Source organism: Paenibacillus sp. FW101-FHT12H11, from assembly GCF_058790355.1.
In genome coordinates this window covers 247,222-271,271 of record NZ_JBYTCO010000003.1, presented here as the reverse complement: position 1 = coordinate 271,271, position 24,050 = coordinate 247,222, and the positions used below count along the sequence as shown (strand labels likewise).

Below are 24,050 nucleotides of genomic sequence, written 5' to 3'. Positions count from 1 at the left end.
ACCAGTACTGACTCCCAGCCTATGCGCTGCCAAATATCCGAGATCACATAAAGCGAGCGGAACAGTTCCGGCTTTTGCAGCATCGCCTGACCATCCGTCCCCATCACCGAGACGAAAAAGGTATTAATAAAGCCGCCGCTGTTCGTGAAATCCTAGATCAAAGGTGGCATTATACTTACGACAAGTGGATTTACTTCAAACGCACAAAAGTATGCAAAAGAAGTCGGTGTGGAATTGATTGATGGACTTCAACTTGTTCAATATTGGTCGCTCTATATGAAAAAACTAGTACATGAACATGGCCATTTTAACAACGATACAAATGAAAATAATCATTTTTTGAAACAGGCGTGAATTTGAAATAATTGTACTCTAAAGAAAGTATAAACTCCCTTTCATTATCGATATAAGTCGGCGGTCATAACTTAGTGTCATATTTAATGGATAATATTTTTCTATTGAAGAGCCATAAAACTATGAGACTGATTTAATTTGGTTTTTAGGTATAAATTTAAGGTATAGTATTAGATAGGTCATTACGTCAGGGTTCTTCCCTGTTAGGAGGATTTATTTTGCTTCAGTTTCTAGGTCATATTGGTTCGTTCCCGATTCGCTCTTATAGTATTCTATTTGTGCTAGCCTGTATATTAGGGATAGGTGTTACTGTAACATTGGCTAAACTTCAAAAGAAGAATGTGCTCGCTGAACATTTATTAAATCTTGCCGTACCTATGTTTATCGGTGCTATTTTAGGTTCTCGTTTTTGGCAGGTTTTTTTGTTTGATTGGGGTTATTACTCCAAGAATCCAGAAGAAATTATAGCTATTTGGCACGGTGGATTATCTATTCAAGGTGGAATTGTTGGGGCTGTACTAGTAGCAATATGGTATGTTAGAAAGCATAAAATTTCTTTTTGGGAACTTGCAGATCTATGTGCACCAGGTCTTATTCTTGGACAAAGTATTGGCAGAGATGCCAATCTTATGAACGGAGATGCTTTCGGAGATCCAACTGGGGGCAATTGGGGGATTCTGTACCCAGAAGGCACGATCGCAAGAACAACATTTGGTGATCACCCCTTATTTCCAGCAGAAGTATGGGAAGGACAAATGGATGTCATTATTTTTGCTATTGTAATGATGCTCTTACAGAAAAGATTACAGAGAGGATATTTATTTCTCATAACAAACGTTCTCTACAATATTGGGCGGTTCCTGTTAGAAATGCTTAGAGGCGATACACCAAAATATATGTTAGGCTGGACTACAGCTCAATGGACCTCTGTAGGCATAATTTTAATTTGTATACTAGTTGGGTTTTATCTTTATTGGAAGCAAGCTACTCAAAAGGGTTCATTATCCGACCAATAAGTACAATCAATAATAAACCAAATAAGTACTAGTGAAAGCAACGACTATTTTCGATGAGCGAAAGCTTCCATTCTTGATCCCCTTTCGTATGTTTTTGCCTAATAAATGGGTTGTATATTGGGCATCAGTCCAAACCGGAAAACAAAAAAACATTAACCCATGGGGGCTAATGTTTCTTTGTTATTTAGTTAACTTCCCTTTCCAGGACATCATTCCGCCCTGTAAATGGGATAATTCGTTAAAACCATTCTTTTTTAGAATTCTTGCTGCTTGTTTGCTCCTCATGCCACTCCGACAATATAGATATACATGTTTATTTTTTTGAATTTCTCCAACTCTTTGTTTCATCTTGGATAACGGTATATTGATTGCACCTGGAATGTAGCCTTGCTTTACTTCACCAGGTTCACGTACATCAATCAGAACGTAATCACACTTCCCATTCAATTCTTCCCGAAACTGAGCTGGCGATAGATTATTTAGACCTTTTAAGCTTGCAAACCTGGAATAAATAAACCAGACTAAAAACACTAAAGCCACGATATTTAAAATGGATGTATATTGCATGGGCTAACCTCTTTCCAGATGCTATCACCGGCTTTTAACTAACAATTCGACAGCCTGTTTGACCATCTTACTCGAATCTCTTCCAGCTTCCATTTCCTCCAGGATACACTGTTCCAAATTGACCGCAACAATGTAGGCAATCGCTTTATCCGCGGCACTTCTGACAGCTGATATTTGACTTACAACATCTTTGCAATCTTGTTCTTCCTCCATCATTTTTAAGACACCGCGGATTTGGCCTTCCACACGTTTTAACCTCTTTTTTACATCATCATCGTATTTCATATTCTGCCACCCTTTCATTATACCAGTATAGGTATATTATTGCTGATGTGACCAACGAAAACAATAAGAAGGCTGGAGAACTGAAAAGTTAAATAAACAGATTTACTTTAGCATCAGCGGCATCGCCCAAATAAGCGGCAACCCCAGCATATTCAATGCCATCCAGCAGCTCTTCCTGCTGTAAACCGAGCAAATCCATTGTCATCGTACAAGCAACCAGTTTAACACCTTGTTCTTGTGCTAATTCAATTAATTGTGGCAGGGTTAAAGCATTATGTTTTTTTATCACATGTTTAATCATTTTTGGGCCCATGCCACCGAAATTCATTTTGGAAATTCCAAGCTTTTCTGCTCCACGTGGCATCATCTTTCCAAACATTTTCTCCAGGAATCCCTTTTTCACATCGATTTCTTGATCTTTACGAATTACGTTCAGTCCCCAAAAGGTCAAGAAAATCGTGACTTCGTGATCATAGGCGGCAGCGCCATTCGCGATAATAAAAGCGGCGATCGCTTTATCTAGCTCTCCGCTAAAAAGGACAATTGTCGTTTTCTCTTTGTTGTCTCCCATGTTCCCACATCCTTTTATTATACTTGTACGTGTATAGGTATATAAAGAATTCAAAAAAATGATACTCATTTTATAAATAATTTCTTCTTAGTCGGATTGTCACGATCCTTTTCTTACCCTAAATGTGAAAACCCCATTTTCTTCTTTTACATCCATGAGTTCGTGTTTCGTTTGATTGACCCAGGCCTGAAAGTCTTTCATAGACCCTTTGTCCGTCGTTTGCAATTCCATGATCTGTCCTGGCTCCAAAGAATCGATCCCCTTTTTGGCTTTAACAATCGGCATTGGGCATGCCAACCCCTTAGCGTCAACAATCAAATCTACCATTCTAAACTCCTCCTTATGATTTGAAAATACAGTTAGTCTTTTTCAACAAAATGCAACCATTGCGACATACCAGGCGTTACATTCTTAATACTTTTAAACCCTGTATCTGTTAGCATTTGGCATGCCATATCACTGCGGTTTCCGGTACGGCATACAACGTAATAGTCTTGCTTTGGATCAAGCTGTGTCATCTTTTGTTCGAGTTCACCTAAAGGCAGTGATATCGCTCCTGGAATACGTCCGAAAGCATATTCTGCCGGCTCCCTTACATCAAGGATATTGAGTTTCTCTCCGGCATTTAATCTAGCCAGTAACTCATCATTGGTTGCGGTATGAGGAAATTTCATCTCCGCTTTGGTTCCGAATGGTTCAGCTTTGCGAATGAAATGACGATAAATGCCGTTTTCCTCCTTTAACCCAACGTATTGGTGTCCCGTTCGGCTTGCCCAGCCCTTTAGATCAGCCACTGAGCCTTTATCCGTCGCACGAACTTCCAATACTTCGCCAGGATTCATCTCATCTATTGCCTTCTTGGTACGAACCACTGGAAGTGGACAAGCAAGTCCTTCACACTCCAATGTGCGATCTACATGCAATGCTGTCATAGGTTATAGACCTCCAATATTCTTATTTTGATTATTTTCCGTAAACCACTTCGCCAAACCATTGGGACATGCCACCAGACATATTTACAACGTGATAGCCCATAGAAGATAAATAATCACAAGCTATTGCGCTTCGATTACCGCTGCGGCAAACTATGATTGTTTCTTGTTTTGGCTCTATTTCATTAAGGGCTCGAGCGATTTGGCCGAGAGGAATATGTTTGGCGCCGTATATATGTCCGGATTCCCATTCGTCGTGCTCCCGAACATCAAGGATGGTTACATTCTCTTTCTGTTTGATTCGCTCTAAAACTTCATGTGGCAGCAGTTCTTTATAGATATTATTAGACACTTGGTTTCCTCCAAATATTTATTTTGATGTGTCATCATGAACGGCACAACGGTTTGGTCCAATCTCCATTTCTCGCTGTTCTTCCATTGTCGGACGAATTCTGCCCATGTTCATTTGGCGTATTTCTTGATAGGCATTCGGTTGCGGCGGCAGATCTTCCGAAACGGTGCGTCTAAATGCGGATTCGTCGTGTATGTTCAGACCAGGATTTTCTTTATACAAATCACCTAGACGTGCGGCTACTTGCCCTTTGTCACCTAATTCAGCAATTGTACCAAAGTGGGCAGGAAGCACGATTAAGTCGTCAGATAGATGCTTATACCGCTCATACAATGTCGTTCTGAGGTCAGCCACCCAATCTTCTGCTTTCCCAGCCAAGTCAGGGCGGCCAATTGACTTCACGAATAAAATATCTCCGGATAGCAAATATTGATTATCAATAAGAAGTGATGTGCTTCCAATCGTATGGCCGGGGGAATAAATAGGCTGGATGTTGATTTCTGTTTCCCCAATAACAAGCTGGATGTGTTCTTCAAGTTTTTCATAATGAAACACAACCTCTGTCGCATCCTTAGGCGGAAGCCAGTAAGATCCTCCTGTTTTCTCAGCTAATTGCCGGCCGCCTGAAATATGATCGGCATGAAGGTGAGTATCCAGGGTATGTTTGATGATGGCCTGATTTTCTTTGGCAAAATTCTCGAATACCTCGGTCATCCGAACCGCATCAATAACGGCAGCTTCCCCATCAGAAATCACCATATAAGACAGACATCCTTTGCCTAACCGTACAAATTGATACAGGGTACCTCCATCATTCAAGTCGGCTATTTTCACCGGTTCAAGATGCTCACTCCAGGACTTCATGCCGCCAATCAAATAAGAAATAGATTCTTTTCCACTTGCAACCAACTGTTCAGCTACAAACTTCGATGAGCCCTCCTTCGCGCAAACCACTACAACTTCTTGGTCATCAGGTATTTGATCAAGAATCTCATCTACGCCATCCAGAAGTTCAAAATATGGCGTGTTGAGTATACTAACTTTCTCGCCTTCAATTTTCCAGTCGTTGAAGTCACTTTCACTCCGAACATCTAAAATAAAAATGGGTGTATGGTTCAAAACCTTTCTAGCTAAATTAGCGACATTCATTCCTTGTATCTGTTTTTCTTTCATGTATAGTTCCCTCCAGAGGTAAAAGATTGGATGATTTTATAGGAAAATTGAGAACCAAATTTTTATGACAGTTGCCGTTATCAATACAGCCAAAATCCATTGAAGCATCTTTGTGTTGATTTTTCCGCTCAGCTTAGCACCAATAGGTGATGCAATCGTACTTGCAATGACAAGCACAATGGATGGAACCAAAAGCATGTGTCCACCTAGTAGCTTTCCTGTCGTAGAGCCGATGGAAGATATGAAAGTTATGGCTAGGGATGATGCGATAGCAACTCTAGTTGGAATTTTAAGAACGACCAGCATCACGGGTACCGTTATAAAAGCACCCGCCGCGCCTACGATCCCTGATACCGTCCCGATGATTAATGCTAAAATAACCGCTAGAGGTTTATTAAATGTAACTTTGCTTACATCTTCGACATCTTTTCCTCTCTTAGGTAAAAACATCAAAATGGCAGCAATCAGTGCCAAAATAGCATAAACGAGATTGATCACTGAACTTGATAATGTGTTGGATGCAAAGCTCCCCATAAAGCTGCCAATGATAATTGAAACACCCATGTAAAGTACTAAGGATTTATTTAGAAGTCCCCCTTTTCGAAACACAAGCATCCCCATTAAGCTAGCGAAGAACACCTGAATTGCACTGATTGCAGATACTTCCTGGGGGGTAAAAACTGCAAATCCTAATGCTGCAGGTATAAATAACAACATCGGATAGTTAATAATGGAACCGCCGATTCCCACCATTCCCGAAATAAACGAGCCCAAAAATCCAATAATGAAAATAGTTATGATCCATGCTAAATCCATAAAACACAGCCTTTCCGTGTTCATTAGACCACGCCGATATATACCTATGGGGGTATATAAAATTGCAAAAAAAATTCTCTTCCTTTTGCCTATTTAGTTTCGAAAATTCCTTCTTACACCACCTTTTGTGTACTACGTATACCCGTATGGGTATATTGATACTATATAAAAGATTTTTATTTGCGTCAACCCCCTGAAATTACAAACTCAAATTCCGTCATTATTGGACTGAGAAAGGGCATTATATTCAATGTCTACTGTAGCGTAACAGCATGGCATTATAGATATTTTGGAGGGGATTTGCGGGAACAACTCGTTATTGTCCACTGAATGCTGTTTTGGGGATATCGAATTGCAAAGCTGATAGTAAGACTTGAAACAAAATTGTTAAAAACAGAAGGAATACTCAGAATCTGAGTTTTCCTTCTGTTTTTTATGCAGGACCTAGAAAAATTAGTTATCACTAAAACTATGCCGATCAAGTCTGCCTCTATCCTTTTGAAAATAACTATGCATAAAAAACTCTATGATGCCAAAAACCAAAGCAATTATCGCTACATTCATAAAGTTTATGGACCAGTGGAAGAAGAATTTCTCGACCAACCAAAAGAAAACAAAGGCAAGCCCGACATCTGCTAAAGTAGCAACCCCATTGTTGGTGACTCTTAAAAACAATTGATCAATTGCAACATAAGACATTAGCGAAAAAGTATAAGTCGCAAAGAATGCCTCTGTAAGAGTGGCTTGTGTTAAATACATCAATAGAGGGATTATAAAAACTCCATTTAGTAGTAACTTCAAAAACATTTTCCCAAGCATTCGCAGCATTTTCTTTGCCTTCTTTCACCTAGTAATGTACTTCTGTTTCTTATCATTGCCTTTTGCTGCCGAAATATTGATTGGTAATATATACATTGTAGTTTAATCGTTTTTTACTCGATTAACTTGCATAACCTCGAACATTATCAGCACATAACGGAGTTATCCTGGATGTTTGCATGTTCGTTTCTCTTCGTTCTGGCAGCTGTTTCTCCTCCTCAATCGTATCCTCAATAAAAATCATTTGGTTAAATTTCCAAAACTCTCTCTTCTACTAAGATAATGAGCTATTAAATAAATTACACAAAAAATCGGAAATGAATAAATATACTTCCAACTCAGTCTTTCATAAAATCCTAACCAGTCGAACAACGGTTCTCCAATAAAAGAATTGAATCCCCCATATATTCCTGCCTTTATGAGCGGATTAACTTCGGGTTTAATCTGAAGTAAAAACATTGCAATAACTGTTAATACTGTAAAATCCCAAACCAAATAAGAGGGGATTGTCGGTATAGCCTGTACAGGGTAGTACCATAATCCCAATGCGATTCCGAAGAAATCGAACCAGCTAGAGATTACCAAAACGAAAAAGCCTGCAAATAATAACCTGCTTGTACTTCTTTTTGTTCTAAATAACCACCATAATGTCCACGGAACAATTATTAATCCCAATGCGACCCACCATTGCCAACTAAACAGTATGTCCTCCTTCCAAAAACTATATAATTCTTCATTAGCTTCGTGAACTTTATGATATACATCTTTTACCTTTTGAATATGACTTTCATTCAATGTTTAAACCTCCGAAAAGATAAAATGTAAAGCGTACATTAATAGTAATTCCCACGTATGATTACTAATAATCTTTATTACTAAAGCCCCCGCTGATCGGTTAATCAAGATATAAATTTCATATGGCTCTTTTCCGCAATTGATTTTTCAATGCTCTAATAAGAGAAGAAATTTCTTTATGATGAGGTTGAACGAACTTTTTCTTCTTCAGACATTTACAAAACCTTAACTTTTATATATAACCAAATAATTATATAATCATTTAAAAATGATAGCTCTTAAAAGGCTTGAATCTACCGATCTAAAGGAGCGTGTAATTTTGTCCGATATTGAACAATTATCTGAAGTGTGTAAGCTGCTTGGAGACAAAATGAGATTGACGATTCTCTCTCTGCTCAAAGAACGTGATCTATGTGTATATGAGCTTGTTGAACTCTTACAAACAAGTCAGCCCAATGTGAGTCAGCATATGCGAAAACTGAAGACTGGCGGCTTAGTGAAAGAGTCCAAAAAGAGCCAATGGGTTTTTTATTCTTTAAATATTGAGGATAAACCCTTTCTGAACGAGTTTTTTCAGCACCTTCCATCCCAAAAAGAAAAAGTGGATGCCATATCTTGTGAAGATCTAAATTGTTGTGATTAGGAGGAACCATGACTTACATTGCGGTACTTATTTTTATTATTACGTTAACTTTTGTTATTTGGCAGCCTAAAGCCCTCAATATTGGATGGTCTGCTTCTGCCGGTGCTATCCTAGCTCTTATCTTCCAAGTCGTGTCTATCCACGATGTACTGACGGTTACATCCATCGTTTGGAATGCTACACTCGCTTTTGTTGCTATAATTCTCATTTCCTTAATCTTAGACAATATCGGATTTTTTGAATGGGCTGCCTTGCATATGGCGAGGATTGCAAAAGGGAACGGGCGGCTCATGTTTGTGTACGTCATTTTATTAGGCGCGGCAGTTGCTGCCTTTTTTGCAAATGATGGTGCAGCATTAATTCTAACGCCAATTGTATTAGCGATGGTCCGAGCGTTGAAGCTGCCCGATAAAATGATTTTGCCTTTCATAATGGCAAGTGGTTTCATTGCAGATACAACGTCTTTGCCTTTGATTGTCAGCAACTTAGTGAACATCGTATCTGCGGACTTCTTCGGTATTGACTTTGTCACTTATGCAAGCCGCATGATTGTCACGAGCCTGTTTTCACTAGCAGCAAGTTTGGTAGTCTTGTACGTTTTCTTCAAAAAGGACATCCCAACGAGTTACGATATGAAACAATTAAAGCAACCTTCACATGCCATCAAAGATCTTAAGCTTTTCAAAATGTCATGGGTTATCCTGGCTGTCCTTCTAGTCGCTTATGTAAGCAGCGGATTTATTAAAATTCCTGTTTCCATTATCGCTGGAGTCGTGGCACTGATATTCATTTTAATGGCTAGATCCAGTAAAGTAATCGAAACAAAACGAGTGATCAAAGATGCTCCTTGGGCTGTCGTCATTTTCTCTATCGGCATGTACGTCGTCGTTTATGGCCTGAAAAACGTCGGTCTCACCGATGCCCTAGGAACGGTGGTTGAGAACTTAGCAGGACAAGGATTGTTTGTTGCAACAGTCGGAATGGGCTTTTTGTCGGCTATTTTGTCCTCCATTATGAATAACATGCCTACGGTTATGATTGATGCTCTAGCCATTAAAGGTACGAATACAGACGGAATTATTCGAGAAGCATTGGTTTACGCTAACGTTGTCGGAAGCGATCTTGGACCTAAAATAACACCGATTGGGTCACTCGCAACACTTTTATGGTTACATGTTTTATCTACGAAAGGTGTGAAAATTACGTGGGGCAATTATTTTAAGACAGGTATCATTCTTACTGTCCCAACGCTTTCGATTACTCTTACAGGGCTTTATTTATGGCTTCACGTAATTAATACATCAAGTGTGAATATTTGGTTGTTAATTGTTGCGATTGCAGTCATTCTGGTGATCGCCGCGTTAACCATAAAAGCTTTTTTAGGATCAAAACAAATGAAAAAAGGGCATGAAGGCGCTTAAACCTGGATGTCCTCATACAAAAAGGAGAATGAAACCATGGAGAACAAAAAACCGTTAGTATATTTTCTTTGCACAGGAAACTCTTGCCGCAGCCAAATCGCTGATGGATATTTGAAAGCTTTAGGCGGGGACAAATACGAAGTGAAAAGTGCTGGATTGGAGGCTCACGGACTAAATCCGCGCGCAGTAGCAACGATGAATGAAGCCGGTATCGACATCTCAAACCATACTTCTGATGTGATTGATACCGAGCTTCTAGGCCGCGCTGATTTCATTATTACATTATGTGGTCATGCTGACGAGCACTGCCCTGTTGTCCGTAATGATAAGGCTCAAAGATGGCACTGGGGCTTTGACGATCCTGCCAAAGCAACTGGCACGGAAGAAGAAATTACAGCTAAATTCCGTGAAGTTCGCGATTCCGTTAAAATCCGGATCGAACAATTCGTGAAAGAAGGCAAATAAGATGATTAAAAGAATGCACGATGCGGTTAACTGTTCAAACCTTCAGAATTCGCTCGATTTTTACCGTGCTTTCTTTGGTACGGAGCCTACTAAAGTAAAAGACAACTACGCTAAATTTGAGTTGGATCAGGCAATTGAATGCCCTTAACCATGGACTGATTATGAAACATCGTTGACCAAATACTTACTAGTAGGAACATCTCCGTGTGTACTTTGAACACTTTAACTACCTGTATTTGAAAATCTAGACAAGTCCTCAAAGTTGCATAATCCTCTTCAACGAGCTCATGTTTACATTGCTCCAGAATTTCACTCATTTTTAAAATATGAATAAGTGATTGTTCTTTCTCAGCAAGGATAAGCGATAAATTTTCATCCATAGGCTCTAAAATCCATTTCCGTTCCTGACCCGCTGTATTATAGGGATGGTCCAAATAAGCCAACTGCCACTCATATCTTTCAATCGAGCCAATAAACGAGGAATGAAAATTATTCACCACAGATTCATTGGCATACTGTGCTTGTTCCGCGACTTTCTCCGACAATTGGAAAAATTCCAGCATCTGATCAGGGAATCCCCTTCTCTTACACATGCTCCATACATCAGCGAGCTCTATATTCATATCCCAACAGGTTTTGAAATAGACATCATATTTAATTGACTGTACACCCTTCAATACGGCATAATCCCCAATAAATGTGGTGTTCGGTCCTAGGGCATATCCCCGTATCTTTGCAGCCGGTTTAAAAAAATAATCCTCAAAGAATAATGACTTTCGCCCTTGCCGTGTCTATAAATAAAGTATCATCCTGAATCAGTGCCTGCACAATCAAATACCTAAATTAGGTGTTGATTATGCTTTTTCCTTTTTTCTAGGACTAATATTAACCTCAATATCTTTCCCCTCTAGCCAAGTTTGAAAAAGATAAATAACTACTGATGTAGAGATCATTAGCAAGATTATTGTGATCCCTGGAATGTTAAGTACGTCCATTTTAAGCTTTACAAGAATCGGAAAGAAAACGAAGGCAGAAAGAGTATCCAAACAGAGATTCACCAATAAATAAAGCCAGAATCGACCAAACGTAAAGTGAAATATCCAAATGGTAATAACGATAAAAAAACTATACTCTAGATGAACAGTGGTAATTTTATCCCAAGAAAAGAGAGTTTCGGTATATTTCCACCAGTTGTTAACATAGGCAATCTGATCAATGATGGTATTAATAACGGTTACAAATAATGCAACAGGCAAATATCTTCGAATTACTGAGTTATTCAAAAAGAATAAAGATAAGTACGGAATAATAAATAATGAATAAAGTATAACTTTAATCATTTGTATGCTCTCCTTTTCAAATTCTGTGATAATATAATTTTCCCTCAACGAAGCCGTTTTATACGATCGAAACCTTGACATAAGACGATAAGCAGAAGTTAAATAGGCGTTCACTCAACGAGTGTACGCCATTTAACTTCAAAACTTTATTTGTTATCTCAAGACATTATTGTCTACTTCAAAACTTATTTGGCAACCGACACAACAACAAAAAATGTGATGTTTCATAATAAATGATAAAACGGAGCCCGCAAACCCGCGATGCTCCGTATATTATGTTTCATATTAAACTTCAATTTGTCTATTCCTTTATCTCTTAAGACATCAATGAATGGATCTCTGTTCCTTAGTACGTTAAAAGAGCCTCCCCTCACCAGGGCGGCTCTTCATTGTAATTATGGCTGCTGCAGTATAACTTTTCGCTGCTCCCTAGCGCTTTGTATCGCACCAAAAACCATGGCGGTGCTGTAAATATTATCGGTATAACTCGTCTCTGCCGGACGTCGATCTTGAATCGCTTGGAACATTTCATCCAAGCACCCGTCATGTCCTTCCCGTCCTTCCCAAACATAAGGAGCATCGATACGTTTATATTCATATAAGAATTTGGTTTCTTGTCCCGGCGCCACAACTTCTGCGTACGGAGCTCCCTCCTTCCAACTGGCCGTTCCTTTACTACCAGCAACACGCCATTCTGCTTCCCATGAGGTACGGATGCCTTCTGAGCACCATGATCCGTTATACGTAAAGACTGCACCATTATCAAATTCAAAAATGCATACGGCAGCGGCATTGCCCGCATACCAGGAGCCCTCTGGATTAAACTCGTGGCAATAGACAGACACGGGGTTAGCCCCGATGAGAAAGCGCGCCTGATCGAACGTATGTATGGCCATATCCAAGATGAGCGGACTTTCCATCGCATCCCGAAACCCGCCAAAATGCGCACCGATAAAAAACTCCGCTGTCACAAAGCTTGGTTTGCCAATCGTACCGGAGTCAATTAACTCGCGCAGCGCGCGAATATCTTTTAAATAACGTCGGTTCTGCATGATGCTATAGTTCAGTTGTGGCAACGACGCTGCCAATTGAGCCAGTTGTTTCGCCTCTTCCATCGAGGCTGCCATCGGTTTTTCACTCATCAGATGGCAGCCACCATGGAGCGCTTCCAACGCAATCTTGGTATGTGCTGAAGGAATTGTCACATCAAAAACCAGATTAGCATTGGTTTCTCTAATCGCCTCTTCCACACTTGCGTACCAAGGTATAGTCAGTCCATAGGTTTCATTCATTTTTTGGGCTGCTGATTCGTACAAATCAACAAACGCTACTATTTCAGCATCGTCACGTTCTAGTGCATATTGAATCCACTTATTTGCCATACCGCCGCAGCCGGCTTGAACTATTTTATACATAGTGCTCATGGACTCTCCCCCCTGTTTTCTTATTAAATGATGGGATTAGGAACAAACGTTCCACCTCGGCATGTTTTTAAATAATTAAGAGCATGAACTTGCCCCGTCATCTCCAACTCATCACGATATACAGGATCATGCCACCCTTCAATATCAATCGTACTTCTATACCCGGATAATCGTAAAATGGATATAATATCTGTCCAGTTGGTATCGCCAAATCCAGGTGTCCGGTGCCATACATAAGGGTGATTGGCGCCAATTCCATGCTCTTTGATCACATCCCATGCAATCGTAGCGTCCTTCCCGTGAACATGAAAAATCTTATTGACCCACTTACGCAGTTGTGGAATCGGCTCGATGAGCTGTGTCATTTGATGCGTAGGCTCCCATTCAAGTCCGATATGATCAAAAGGCAGGGCATCAAACATCATCTCCCAAGCAATGGGATTATGGGCAATGTTCCAATCCCCTTTATGCCAGTTCCCATTCATGGGGCAGTTCTCAAATGCCAATTTTACGCCATTTGCCTCTGCACGGCGGGCCAGCTCACCGAACACTTCCTTGAATCTCGGTATGGAATCGGGAATTGGTTGATCCGTAAGTCTTCCAGTGAAGCCAGTCACCATATCCGCACCAAAATCCCGCGCACAATCAATCAGACGTTCCCAACTAGCCAACGTGTCCGCATTGTTTCCACTTCCGGTTAGCGGATTGCCAAAAATCGATATACTCGAAATGACTGTACCATTTTGCAGCATCATGTCACGAATTTGCGCAGCAGTTTCTTTTAAATCCGTCGTTCCTGTTGTTTGCCAAAACGAAAGTTGGAAGCTCTCGAAGCCATGCTTCACAATTTGCGGAATCACTTTGACTGCCGTATTCCCTTGTACGAGCGTACCGATTCTCATTTGTTCCATTTTAGTCGTCTCCTTAGTAGAAATATATCCTTTTAAAGTTTATAGCCCTGCAGAAACATCTGGGATATACTAAGAATAGTTGAATTTCCGGAGAATGCGCTACGTAGAATCGTGTGAAAAACTTGCACAATTTTGTGCTGTTAGGAGTGAAGTTATTATGACGGCTCTGAAGGAATTAAAAGAAAATACCCGCATGCCTGGCAAACATTTTCAGGTTAACGTCTTTCACAACCTTAGCTCCGGCGAGCGTGTATTGTACCCTCACTGGCATGAACATATGGAGATCATCTATTTTGTCAAAGGGAGCGCTGTCTTTGACATCGGCGGCACCTCCAACGAGACATCGCCAGGCGATCTGCTGTTTGTCCATTCTGGCGAGCTGCATACAGGCTATGCGGTCAACAATATGGACGTCGATTACTATGCCATCGTTTTTAATAAATCCCTACTTGGTGCCGACTCAGGAGATCCGATGTACGGTCCGATGGTGCTGCCATTCATGGAAGGCCAGAAGCGCTTCCCTCTTCATTTGCGTATGGGGGATGCGGCTTACGTTGACTTTGCAGCACTCGTTCATCGAATTATTGATGAATTTGAGCACAAGCTCCCCGGCTATGAGATCTCCATCCGCTCGTACCTTCAACTTCTCATTACTGTTGCGCTGAGGTGGATTGACCAAGAGAAAACGCCTCATCGTAGCCATCGGACAAATCTGTCGCTTCTGCATGCCAAACACTTTGAAAAGCTGTTTGCGTTCATCCGGGAGGAGTACCGGCGTCCAATATCTCTCGAGGAAGCTGCACATTTGACCAACATGAGCCTCCACCATTTTTGCAAAACATTCAAAAAGTTAACGGGTCGTACCTTTGTTGAATACGTCAATTTGTTCCGCGTCAATGAAGCTGAAAAACTGCTGCGCACAGATGGCATATCCGTAACCGAGGCAGCCGAGCAAGTTGGTTTTAACAGTATCAACTACTTTACACGGACATTTAAGCAATTTAAATACTACAGTCCCTCACAGTGTAAAAAGGGATAAAGCCCCTTTCGATTTACCAGTCTAAATTCAGAAAGATTCTTTTTGGAGGTACAATGAAACTACGATCCAACTCATTCTTACTAAAACTGTTGTTTTTTTCTGTTATTATAGGCACAATTCCCGTATTACTTTTGGGGTCATTCTCCTATTACAATTCATCACGAACTGTACAAGATAAAGTGAACGAGAGTAATAAACAGCTCTTACAGCAGATGCAGATGCGCGTTGAACAAACACTCAAAACAATAGACAACTCCGCTACACAACTTTTGCAGTCGCCTGTTGTCACTGGGACATTTAAAAAAGATATTAACAAAGAAGACTTTGAAATGGTACATGAGCTGTATAAAGGAATCTCCCAAATTCAAACCTACGAACTAGGGATTAAAGATGTCTTCCTCTATAGCTTAAATAAACAATGGATCGTCTCCAGCTCTGGCGTAAATGAATATAGTTCACCGGCCTTCCGACCGCAGCTTGAAGCATTTGCGCAAACGGTTACCGGTTCGTTCTGGACCAAAGATACCCATATTTCGCCGAATTCCCCCCAGAATATTTATTTTATTAAAAAGTATCCTTTCAATGCAGTTACACCCGAAGGCATTATTTGTGTCGTCCTATCATCAGATGTGATGAAGGAGTTTATTTCCGTACAAAGCGGCAAGCTTGGCAACACGTTTATTCTGGATAAAAATTTAGATGTCATCGATCATCTTGACCGCAATCAATTGGGTAAAAGCATGGCCAGTGAGCCTCATTTGCAACCCCTATTTGAAGCGAACGCGTCATTCGGTCAATATACATCGAAAGTGAATGGTGAAAAGGTTACCGTCACATACCGGAAATCTTCCTATAACGGTTGGAGTTATATTTCGGTCGCTTCCAACAAACAAATTAATGCCCAAAATACGATCATCGGCTGGGTTACCTTATTGGTCAGCGTAGGCATCATGTTGATGACCTTCGTCATCGCATGGTTTGGTTCGAAGAAGATGTATCTTCCTATTAAATCAATTTATACCGCCTTAAATAACGTCCCAACATCGTCAAATGTAGTAAAACCAAGCGGTGAACTTCAGGTCATTGGAGAACGTGTAGATTTCCTGATTCAGAATCAGTCCTTGATTATGAACGAGTTAAAAGGGCAGCAAGATCAACTCAAGGAATTTTTTATGCAGAAATTATTCGGAGGAAGCCTTCGATCTACGGAGTTTGAAGAGAAATTAGGCTTATATGGTGTGGAAGCTCCTTGGAGTTCGATGTGTGTAATCGCCATTCAAATCGATACGCTGCGAGAGACCAGATTCAGTGAGAAAGACCGCGATTTACTGATGTTTGCCATTAATAATATTGTTGGCGATTTAATTTTAAGTGATCAACGACTGGTTCCGATCGTCTATCTAGACTATCAAGTTACGCTCATCGGTTCTTCCAATCAGGCTGCCTTATTTAAAGAGCAAATCTTTACGCTTTCCAATGAGATTCAGACTGCTATTTTGCAGTATCTTGAAATCAAAGTGAGCATCGGGATAAGCCGTACATTCAGCTCGTTTATAGAAGCACCACAGGCGCTGCATGAAGCGATGACATCCTTAAAATATCGGGTTGGACTAGGCGACGAATCCATCCTATTTATTGAAGATCTGCAGCCACAGAAAAGCAATCTATCTCTATTCCCGCATGACAAAGAACAGTCCATCTTCGATGCTATCCGTGGAGGGAACCTAGAGCAAGCAGAGCTTGCCTTGCATCAATTCATTGAATCGATTTTCCAATCGCCTACACAACATCAAGACTATCAGTTGACCCTACTCCGATTATTGGTTGATCTTCTACGGTTTGGCCAAGAATTGTCCATTAATTTGGAGCGCATTAGTGAAGAAGCTACTTTAGTGCAAACTCTTTTTAAACTGAGAGACATTCAAGAGATGGAACATTGGTTCCTCACCTTATTCATCGTTCCTTATATCGAGGAGCTCAGTAACCGGCGTGAGTCTCAGTTCAAACAAATTTCTGAAGCCATCGTGGATATGATTAAAAGAGAATTCGATTCCGACTTAACGCTTGAAAATTGTTCAGCTCGAATTAATTATCATCCGCATTATGTAAGCCGTGTGTTCCGGCAAGAAACCGGTATTAATTTCGGTGAATTCTTGACCCAGTACCGCATTGACATCGCCAAGAAGTGGCTCAAAGAATCGGACTTGAAAGTTGCCGAAATTGCGGAGCGACTACAATACAACAACGCAGCCAACTTTATTCGTTCTTTCCGTAAGTTTGTAGGCATGACACCCGGGCAGTACCGTGATGATGGGTAGAGTCTTAAAACGGAAAAGCGCTGGTTTTTGGAAGATATCTTTCCAAACCAGCGCTTATTCATTATTCAACAGCCATTACCGACAAGTTCCCTCTTCGCATTGAGAATTGATGCAAGGAAGACTAAGGTAAGTCCTTGTCCCCATCCTTGAATTCTTTTGTCTGGTACATTTCTGTAGCCCTCAGCATCATCCATTACAGCTGTTCCCGCCGAAACGCCAGTAACCGTCCCGTCCTCTGTAATGTGCGCCAGAATGCCGTCAATCGATTTTTGTACATACTTGTTGTACAGTCTGCCACGAGATAGCAGCGCTGCAGCAATGCCTGCAGAACCAGAGGTTTCCAGTGGTGATGCTGCATCATCCACAATTGTATGCCAAAGTCCTGAATCATCCTGCAGCCTCACAAGCGAACTTAATTGATCACGCAGTGATCCATCTATCCTCATAAACGAAGGGTGAGTGACTGGAACAAGATCAAGTGCTCTAGCCATTGTTAACGCAGCCCACGCATTGCCACGAGCCCAGTGAATGGAAGACATATTGGATTGCGCGATATGATCCCAGCCATGGTAATATAAATTTGTTTTTGAATTCTGCAGAAACCGTTCATGGCCGTGATATTGATTTAATCCATCAGCGAAATAGTCCTCACGTTTAAGCAGGCTGCCCATCCGGAGTAAAAAGTACCCGGCCATAAACAGGGTATCTACCCATGCTTGTTCTGGGAAGTTATACGTCTCCGAGTTCACGGTATGTTGGAATATACCATCCGCAAAACGCACAGCTTCATGCTTAAGATACTCCGCCATTTCAATTGCCATAGTCAGGTATTTCTCATCTTGGTTTACTTCAAATAACGTGAGGAGTGCATGACCAATTGAAACGGCATTTACAGAAAGCTTAGGAAGCCCATCATCCAAGTTCTCGTCAACCCATTCTTGTAGATGGGAGAGATATTCCTTTTTACCTGTAGCAAGATAAGCCTCAGATACACCATAGAAGGCTACACCGCCTGGCCAATCCCAGCTAAAATCCATTCGAGACGTGCGCTTAACGACACAATCAATGACGGCGCTAACCTGTTGTTCATCAATTACTAATTTCGGCATCGCGCTATTTCCCCCCATCGTAACGCCCTATTTCTTAGATACTTTGGCATATTCGGCGTTAATTTCCTCAATCACTTTACTTCCACCTGCTTGTGACCATTTATCAACTGCTTGCTTCCAGCCCGCTTCATCAATGGAACCCATAATAAATTTCACGGTTGCATCTTCAATGATTTTGGAGAGCTCCTTGCCTTTTTCTATTTCAGTATTAGAAATCAATGGAGCTGCCGGATTCGCTACTGCAATTGTTGAATTGTCCTGAAAAAGTTTGGTAGTTAACTTTTCTAGTTCTGTTCCATAATTAACGACTTGATTTTGCATAACCATAAACTGCGAGCTATCATTGATATCTGCTTTGACTTTAGCGTCCGTAGTTGGCTTATAAGCGCCATTATCCAGCGTATATTGTTTTCCTTCTATGCCATACTTCATTAGATTCTGATTATCTTGTTCAGAAACATGATCGAAGTAAGTTAGGATTTGTTTGAGTTCAGCTTCTGTCTTCACACTTGTTTTCGGAATCATGTACATCCCTAAATAGCCAGCACCTGCACGCGCTCTTTCTCCTTTTGCTCCAGCAATACGGTTAATTAAAGTCATCTTTGCATTAGGATCGACTTTCTTAATGTTATCTTCAATTCCTTTGCCATCTAACATGTTATCGATCCAAAGGCCAGCCTGGCCTTTGCTCATAACTGCACGACCGTCCGGAATAATAGCAAAATCCTGATTGATAATTTTTTCATCATATAATTTTTTATAAAACTTTAATGTGGTCATATACGCATCCGTCATTTGAGATGGCGTCAATTTCCCATCCTTCAGTTCCCATTCATTTGGACCGCCATTGTAAACAAGAATATCCTTAAATCCAGCAATGACTCCGCCTTGCATACCTACAGCAAGCCCAATCGTATCCTGTTTGCCATTCTTATCCGGGTCTCCAGTTGCGAATGCTTTGAGAACGTTATATAATTCATCCAAATTTTTAGGCGCCTGCAAGCCTAAATTGGATAACCAATCTTGCCGCATCATTAAGCCAAAGCGTGAGAGATCACGTTCTCGATACACACCGTAAATTTTGCCATCTACGGAAATATTCTTTAGAACTATGTCGGACATTTTACTCAGATTCGGGTAATCCTTTAAGTAAGGCCCCACTTCCCAGAACATGCCTGTTCGCGAAGCATTAATGATGAACGGCGCTTTAGGCTCGAGGGCAACAAATGTTTTTGGAAGCTCGCCGGACGCCACCGTAGCGCTTAATTTATCTGTATACGATGAGGAAGGTACCCACGTAACTGCTAATTTAGTATTCGTTTTCTCTTCAAGCCGCTTTAATACAGAACTATCTTGTGGCATAATCTCCGGACTATAACTCGGCAGCATCATGGACAATTGAAACGGCCCCTGATTACTTGTCGCAGAAGAATTATTCTTAGAAGATTCTTCTTTCGCTCCACATGCTGTCATTACCATCGTTGCTGTCGCAAGCAATGCACCCGTTTTAGCCCATGTTAACCTTTGTCGTCTTTTCATTGTGAAATCCTCCCTTTATCTAACTACTATTATATCGTTACCCTTTGACTGAGCCTAGTAATACCCCTTTAGCAAAATGCTTCTGCAAAAACGGGTAAACCAGTAAAATCGGTAGAGTTGATACCACAATTACGGCCATTTTGACAGATTGCTCCGGCGGCGCCACATAATCCGCCCCCATGGAAGCTGAGTCCCCAATGCCTCCAGATGCTAAAATAACGATCTGTCTCAGCAAAACTTGAATAGGCCACATTTTGTTGTCGTTAATGTAAAGAATTGCACTGAAGAACGTGTTCCAATGCCCAACCGCATAAAATAAGGAGAAAGTCGCAACCGCCGGCATCGATAACGGAAGCACAATACGAAGGAAAATCCCTAAATCATTGCAGCCATCGATTTTGGCCGATTCTTCCAAACCGTCTGGAAGTTGCTGAAAGAAGTTGCGAATAATTATTAAGTTGAAGGCGCTGATTGCACTTGGAATTAATAAAGCCCAATACGTGTTGATCATACCCAACTGCTTAACAACCAGAAATGTCGGAATCATCCCACCGCTAAACAGCATCGTAAAGACAACAAGCATTAATATTGGCTTACGAAAATCCATATCTTTACGAGCTAGGGGGTACGCCATTAAACAAGTTAAGAAGATATTAATCAATGTACCAGCTACGGTAATAAATATTGTCACGAACAAGCTTCTAACCAGCGTTTGCGTGGAGAAAATGTACTTATAGGCATCGAGTGAGAATTCAGAAGGAATTAGAATAAAACCTTTCGTTAACAATTCCTTCTGTGATGCAAACGAGCCCGCAATGACATAAAAGAACGGAAGAACCGTAATTAATGCGATGACAATCAGTAGAACCATATTGATCCCATCAAAGATCCGACTGCCCCAGCTTGACTTTATAGGCATAACATCCATGCTTCCTTTCTAGTAAATTCCTTCTTCTCCAAATTTTTTGGCAAAGTAATTGGATAAGACGACGAGTACTAATCCGATGATGGACTTAAATAGCCCAACCGCTGTACTAAAGCTGTATTGACCTTGGCTAATTCCGACGGAGTAAACGTATGTATCAAACACTTCACCAACTTCCCGGTTCATCGCATTTAACATAAGGAAGATTTGCTCAAACCCGGTATCCAGAAATGTGCCTAATCTTAAAATAAGTAGAATGATAACCGTGCTCCGAACGGCCGGCAACGTAATATGCCACAGTTGGCGAGCGCGATTTGCACCGTCCATACGTGCTGCCTCATACAATTGAGGATCAACGCCAGACAATGCCGCAAGGAAAATAATCGTCCCCCAGCCCATTTCCTTCCAAATCACTTCAGACGTAATAATGGTTCTAAACCATTCATTACTAACGAGAAAATTAATCTTTTCTCCACCCAACCGCACCAATACGTCATTCACAATGCCGCCTTCTGTCGTTAGAAAAATATAGGCAATCCCTACAACAACGACCCAAGACATGAAATGCGGAATATAAATCAGCGTTTGAACGATTCGCTTCATAAATTCAATCCGTAATTCGTTTAACATAAGTGCGATGACAATTGGTAATGGAAAGAAAAACAAAATATTATAGCTAGCCAAAATTAAGGTATTTCTAAATAACATAAGAAAATTATCGTCGCTGAACAATCGTTCAAAATGCTTCAAGCCAACAAATGGGCTATCCCAGAATCCCAGAAATGGCTGGTAGTCCTTAAAGGCGATAAATATGCCATACATCGGCCAATACTTAAAAATAAGAAAATACAACAATCCGGGTAGTACCATTAAATAGAGCCATCGATTTCGTGCGAGCCTGCTGATGAATGTCGATAATCTTGCAGTCGATGGCACCTTAACTCGAGCATTCGTACTTGTGTGCATATACGTCCATCCTTTCATGAACTAACTACAACTGAAGTTGCGACTTGCAAGTTGCAGTCTCATCATATCGAGCAAGCTTTGTTTCCGTCGATAGTCCCTGATTGTTCAGATAGGCGCTTAAATGCGTTTAAATCAAGCTTTACAAGCCAATTGTCATTAGTTGCGGTAATTGTTACTAGTTGCGATATAGTTTAACATCGCTTACTACCGCCACCTGGTTGCTATCTTATAATTCCAACGCAAACAAAGAACCCCATAGATTTCCCATGGAGTCCTAATATTTATTGGTTTTCAGATCAAAAATGGCTGTTTGTTGTAAATCGGTTTACCAACGCACTAGCTTTTCTTCGTTCGCAGCAGTAAATACAGGAAATAGGGCGCTCCGATGAACGCAGTCATAATCCCAACGGGGATTTCAATGGGCGGCATGATCATCCGTCCTGCCGTATCGGCTGCTGTTACTAGAATGGCCCCCAGCAGTGCCGAGGTTGGAAGCAGCAAACGATAATTGGACCCCACCAGCAGCTGGGCCAGGTGAGGAATAACTAAACCAACGAAGCCGATAGCACCCGCAACAGCCACGACACTTCCCGCCAGCCCTACGGCTAGAGCAATTAAGAACAGACGTACACGATCCGTCCGCATTCCTAAACTGCGAATCGTATCCTCATTCAGTAGCAATGTATTCAACTGACGGGAAAACAGAAGGGCTAGCAGCCCGCATACAAGCGTCCACGGCCAAATCACATTCACATGCTCCCATGAACGAGCGTAAAGACTTCCCTTCAGCCATACGAGTGCTTGGGCCGCAGAAGGCGCGAATTTGACGACCAGCAGGGTAACAACCGCATGTATGCCGCTGGATACAGCAACCCCGCATAAAATAAGACGCTGCGGCTTGATTCCTTTGTTATAAGCGAGCAAATAAATTAGCAAACTGGCACCAATCGCCCCTGCAAAAGCAAAAAACGGTAATAAAGCAGCTGAGTATTGCGGTACAGCAAGGATCATTATGACCGTCACCAGACCACCGCCTGCTGTAATTCCCATTAAATCGGGAGCAGCAAGCGGATTCCGCGCTACCCCCTGCAGGATGGACCCAGAGAGAGACATATTGATACCAATAAGTACCGCAATCATTAACCGTGGCAGCCGGTAATCGTAGACGACTCCATCCCGCTGTACAATCTCTTCTACCAGTTGTCGGAAGGGTGTCTCCACCGCGCCAAGGCGTAAGCTGAGTACCGCCATAATGAGCATCAGTACACTACCCGCTGTCAAAATAAGAACAAACCTCCGTTTTGGATGATGCACTTAGCTTCCCTCCATTTTCCGGCGCATTAAATACAGAAAAAACGGGGTTCCAAGCAGAGCGGTAATAATTCCAACTGGTGTATCGGTCGGATACAGCACCCATTGGCCGCCAACATCAGCCAGCAGAAGCAAGCTAGCCCCAGCCACAGCCGACATCGGAATCAATACACCGACTAATAAAATAACGAGAAGAAAGGCAGTTCTCCGAACACGAGTCACATTTTGCCCGAGTCCTCTAGCCGCATCCTCCCCTAATGAAAAAACATTAAATTGATTAGCGAGAAACAAGCTTGCAAGTGCCCCGGGGACAATGCTGATCGTACTCAACTGCACATCCGTCCACGTCGTTCCGGACAATTTGCCCGCCATCCAATAAAGAATTTCCGACAATTTATCATCCTGCAAAATAATAAGCCCCGTTGTCATGGCAGCCATAAATAACGATACCGAAACACCTGCTAACACAAGCCTAGTAGGGGTGTAACCAGCCAACCCGGACAACGTGTAAACAATGCCTCCTCCCACAGCCGCTCCAATAATGGCAGCAATCAGAATCGTAACAGTAACGTCTTCTAGACCGAATATGGATAAGGATAATACGACCAAGAAGGACGCTCCCTGATTAATGCCCATTAACTCTGGATCTGACAACGGATTTCTTGTGATCCCTTGCAGTAGGCAACCAGCTATAGCCAACCCCGCGCCAACAATAATCGCTAGAACGACACGCGGTAGCCGGACGAACCAGACCTTATAAACAAGCAGATTAGACGAATCCAAGCTCATGATTTCAGGAAGCTGTCTCCAGCAGAGCCCCTTTACTCCCACGAATAGCCCTACGGCCCCCGCAATAATGATCAATACAAGTAATCCTATAAATAAAAAGGGAGCAGACCGAGTCTGCCCCTGTCTGCCTGAAAACAGCCGATTCACTGTTCACACAACCTTTCAACGAG

General features: G+C 41.6%; 27 protein-coding genes. 7 read left to right on the top strand and 20 right to left on the bottom strand.

Annotated elements, in window-relative coordinates; genetic code table 11:
* Window positions 1-156: 156 nt before the first annotated feature.
* Together AC3WTJ_RS11445 and lgt are read left to right on the top strand one after the other, a co-directional pair.
* The gene (locus AC3WTJ_RS11445; RefSeq protein WP_492522218.1) at window positions 157-354 is read left to right on the top strand and encodes a restriction endonuclease; all 198 of its coding nucleotides are present in this window, start codon (window positions 157-159) and stop codon (window positions 352-354) included.
* Window positions 355-572: 218 nt separating this feature from the next.
* Window positions 573-1,370, top strand: a complete 798-nt coding sequence (lgt, locus tag AC3WTJ_RS11440; RefSeq protein WP_492521825.1) for a prolipoprotein diacylglyceryl transferase — start codon at window positions 573-575, stop codon at window positions 1,368-1,370.
* Between the two features lie 180 nt (window positions 1,371-1,550).
* Here the strand turns inward: lgt and AC3WTJ_RS11435 are convergent, their stop codons facing one another.
* The 10 genes from AC3WTJ_RS11435 to AC3WTJ_RS11390 form a co-directional block, all read right to left on the bottom strand.
* Window positions 1,551-1,937, bottom strand: a complete 387-nt coding sequence (locus AC3WTJ_RS11435) for a rhodanese-like domain-containing protein (RefSeq protein WP_492521824.1) — start codon at window positions 1,935-1,937, stop codon at window positions 1,551-1,553.
* Between the two features lie 24 nt (window positions 1,938-1,961).
* Window positions 1,962-2,222, bottom strand: a complete 261-nt coding sequence (locus AC3WTJ_RS11430) for a metal-sensitive transcriptional regulator (RefSeq protein ID WP_145667279.1) — start codon at window positions 2,220-2,222, stop codon at window positions 1,962-1,964.
* An 88-nt stretch (window positions 2,223-2,310) separates the two neighbouring features.
* A complete protein-coding gene (locus AC3WTJ_RS11425; RefSeq protein ID WP_492521823.1) occupies window positions 2,311-2,793 on the bottom strand; it encodes a DsrE/DsrF/DrsH-like family protein in 483 nt (160 codons plus the stop codon).
* Window positions 2,794-2,892: 99 nt separating this feature from the next.
* The gene (locus AC3WTJ_RS11420) at window positions 2,893-3,120 is read right to left on the bottom strand and encodes a sulfurtransferase TusA family protein (RefSeq protein WP_492521822.1); all 228 of its coding nucleotides are present in this window, start codon (window positions 3,118-3,120) and stop codon (window positions 2,893-2,895) included.
* Between the two features lie 32 nt (window positions 3,121-3,152).
* A complete protein-coding gene (locus AC3WTJ_RS11415; protein WP_492521821.1) occupies window positions 3,153-3,725 on the bottom strand; it encodes a sulfurtransferase TusA family protein in 573 nt (190 codons plus the stop codon).
* A 31-nt stretch (window positions 3,726-3,756) separates the two neighbouring features.
* A complete protein-coding gene (locus tag AC3WTJ_RS11410) occupies window positions 3,757-4,077 on the bottom strand; it encodes a rhodanese-like domain-containing protein (protein ID WP_492521820.1) in 321 nt (106 codons plus the stop codon).
* Between the two features lie 18 nt (window positions 4,078-4,095).
* Entirely contained in the window at window positions 4,096-5,226 is a 1,131-nt protein-coding gene (locus AC3WTJ_RS11405; RefSeq protein ID WP_492522217.1) for an MBL fold metallo-hydrolase, read from the bottom strand.
* A gap of 60 nt (window positions 5,227-5,286) precedes the next feature.
* Window positions 5,287-6,066 carry a sulfite exporter TauE/SafE family protein gene (locus AC3WTJ_RS11400; RefSeq protein WP_492521819.1) on the bottom strand — a complete coding sequence of 260 codons (780 nt, stop codon included), beginning with the start codon at window positions 6,064-6,066 and terminating at the stop codon, window positions 5,287-5,289.
* A gap of 453 nt (window positions 6,067-6,519) precedes the next feature.
* Window positions 6,520-6,894 (bottom strand): DUF2512 family protein, encoded by a 375-nt coding sequence (locus tag AC3WTJ_RS11395; RefSeq protein WP_145667255.1) that lies wholly within the window; start codon window positions 6,892-6,894, stop codon window positions 6,520-6,522.
* A gap of 231 nt (window positions 6,895-7,125) precedes the next feature.
* Window positions 7,126-7,680 carry a CBO0543 family protein gene (locus AC3WTJ_RS11390; protein WP_492521818.1) on the bottom strand — a complete coding sequence of 185 codons (555 nt, stop codon included), beginning with the start codon at window positions 7,678-7,680 and terminating at the stop codon, window positions 7,126-7,128.
* Window positions 7,681-7,999: 319 nt separating this feature from the next.
* Between AC3WTJ_RS11390 and AC3WTJ_RS11385 the strand changes: the two genes are divergently transcribed.
* From AC3WTJ_RS11385 to arsC, 3 genes are read left to right on the top strand one after another with little or no spacing between them, the layout of a single operon-like run.
* The gene (locus AC3WTJ_RS11385) at window positions 8,000-8,323 is read left to right on the top strand and encodes an ArsR/SmtB family transcription factor (RefSeq protein ID WP_492521817.1); all 324 of its coding nucleotides are present in this window, start codon (window positions 8,000-8,002) and stop codon (window positions 8,321-8,323) included.
* Between the two features lie 8 nt (window positions 8,324-8,331).
* Window positions 8,332-9,744, top strand: coding sequence for an arsenic transporter (locus AC3WTJ_RS11380; protein ID WP_492521816.1), 1,413 nt, complete (start codon window positions 8,332-8,334; stop codon window positions 9,742-9,744).
* Window positions 9,745-9,780: 36 nt separating this feature from the next.
* Window positions 9,781-10,209 (top strand): arsenate reductase (thioredoxin), encoded by a 429-nt coding sequence (arsC, locus tag AC3WTJ_RS11375; protein ID WP_492521815.1) that lies wholly within the window; start codon window positions 9,781-9,783, stop codon window positions 10,207-10,209.
* A gap of 110 nt (window positions 10,210-10,319) precedes the next feature.
* On the opposite strand, the gene AC3WTJ_RS11370 is transcribed toward arsC, so the two are convergent.
* The 4 genes from AC3WTJ_RS11370 to AC3WTJ_RS11355 all read right to left on the bottom strand — a co-directional run bounded on the left by AC3WTJ_RS11370 (window position 10,320) and on the right by AC3WTJ_RS11355 (window position 13,884).
* On the bottom strand, window positions 10,320-10,772 hold the full coding sequence (locus AC3WTJ_RS11370; RefSeq protein ID WP_492521814.1) for a hypothetical protein: 453 nt from the start codon (window positions 10,770-10,772) through the stop codon (window positions 10,320-10,322).
* A gap of 291 nt (window positions 10,773-11,063) precedes the next feature.
* On the bottom strand, window positions 11,064-11,549 hold the full coding sequence (locus tag AC3WTJ_RS11365; protein ID WP_492521813.1) for a hypothetical protein: 486 nt from the start codon (window positions 11,547-11,549) through the stop codon (window positions 11,064-11,066).
* Window positions 11,550-11,944: 395 nt separating this feature from the next.
* Complete coding sequence (locus tag AC3WTJ_RS11360) at window positions 11,945-12,973, bottom strand: Gfo/Idh/MocA family protein (protein ID WP_492521812.1); 1,029 nt, start codon at window positions 12,971-12,973, stop codon at window positions 11,945-11,947.
* A gap of 23 nt (window positions 12,974-12,996) precedes the next feature.
* Window positions 12,997-13,884 carry a sugar phosphate isomerase/epimerase family protein gene (locus tag AC3WTJ_RS11355; RefSeq protein WP_492521811.1) on the bottom strand — a complete coding sequence of 296 codons (888 nt, stop codon included), beginning with the start codon at window positions 13,882-13,884 and terminating at the stop codon, window positions 12,997-12,999.
* Between the two features lie 157 nt (window positions 13,885-14,041).
* Here AC3WTJ_RS11355 and AC3WTJ_RS11350 point away from each other — a divergent pair, with 157 nt between their 5' ends.
* A complete protein-coding gene (locus AC3WTJ_RS11350; RefSeq protein WP_492521810.1) occupies window positions 14,042-14,923 on the top strand; it encodes an AraC family transcriptional regulator in 882 nt (293 codons plus the stop codon).
* Between the two features lie 53 nt (window positions 14,924-14,976).
* Window positions 14,977-17,241 (top strand): AraC family transcriptional regulator, encoded by a 2,265-nt coding sequence (locus AC3WTJ_RS11345; protein WP_492521809.1) that lies wholly within the window; start codon window positions 14,977-14,979, stop codon window positions 17,239-17,241.
* A gap of 65 nt (window positions 17,242-17,306) precedes the next feature.
* Here AC3WTJ_RS11345 and AC3WTJ_RS11340 read toward each other — a convergent pair whose 3' ends face one another.
* From AC3WTJ_RS11340 to AC3WTJ_RS11315, 6 genes are all read right to left on the bottom strand, one after another.
* On the bottom strand, window positions 17,307-18,350 hold the full coding sequence (locus tag AC3WTJ_RS11340; RefSeq protein ID WP_492521808.1) for a glycoside hydrolase family 88/105 protein: 1,044 nt from the start codon (window positions 18,348-18,350) through the stop codon (window positions 17,307-17,309).
* A gap of 27 nt (window positions 18,351-18,377) precedes the next feature.
* On the bottom strand, window positions 18,378-19,889 hold the full coding sequence (locus AC3WTJ_RS11335) for an extracellular solute-binding protein (RefSeq protein WP_492521807.1): 1,512 nt from the start codon (window positions 19,887-19,889) through the stop codon (window positions 18,378-18,380).
* A 37-nt stretch (window positions 19,890-19,926) separates the two neighbouring features.
* Window positions 19,927-20,808, bottom strand: a complete 882-nt coding sequence (locus AC3WTJ_RS11330) for a carbohydrate ABC transporter permease (protein WP_492521806.1) — start codon at window positions 20,806-20,808, stop codon at window positions 19,927-19,929.
* Between the two features lie 18 nt (window positions 20,809-20,826).
* Window positions 20,827-21,684 (bottom strand): ABC transporter permease, encoded by an 858-nt coding sequence (locus AC3WTJ_RS11325; RefSeq protein WP_492522216.1) that lies wholly within the window; start codon window positions 21,682-21,684, stop codon window positions 20,827-20,829.
* Between the two features lie 432 nt (window positions 21,685-22,116).
* On the bottom strand, window positions 22,117-23,094 hold the full coding sequence (locus AC3WTJ_RS11320; protein ID WP_492521805.1) for a FecCD family ABC transporter permease: 978 nt from the start codon (window positions 23,092-23,094) through the stop codon (window positions 22,117-22,119).
* Window positions 23,095-24,027 carry a FecCD family ABC transporter permease gene (locus AC3WTJ_RS11315; RefSeq protein ID WP_492521804.1) on the bottom strand — a complete coding sequence of 311 codons (933 nt, stop codon included), beginning with the start codon at window positions 24,025-24,027 and terminating at the stop codon, window positions 23,095-23,097.
* Window positions 24,028-24,050 lie beyond the last annotated feature (23 nt).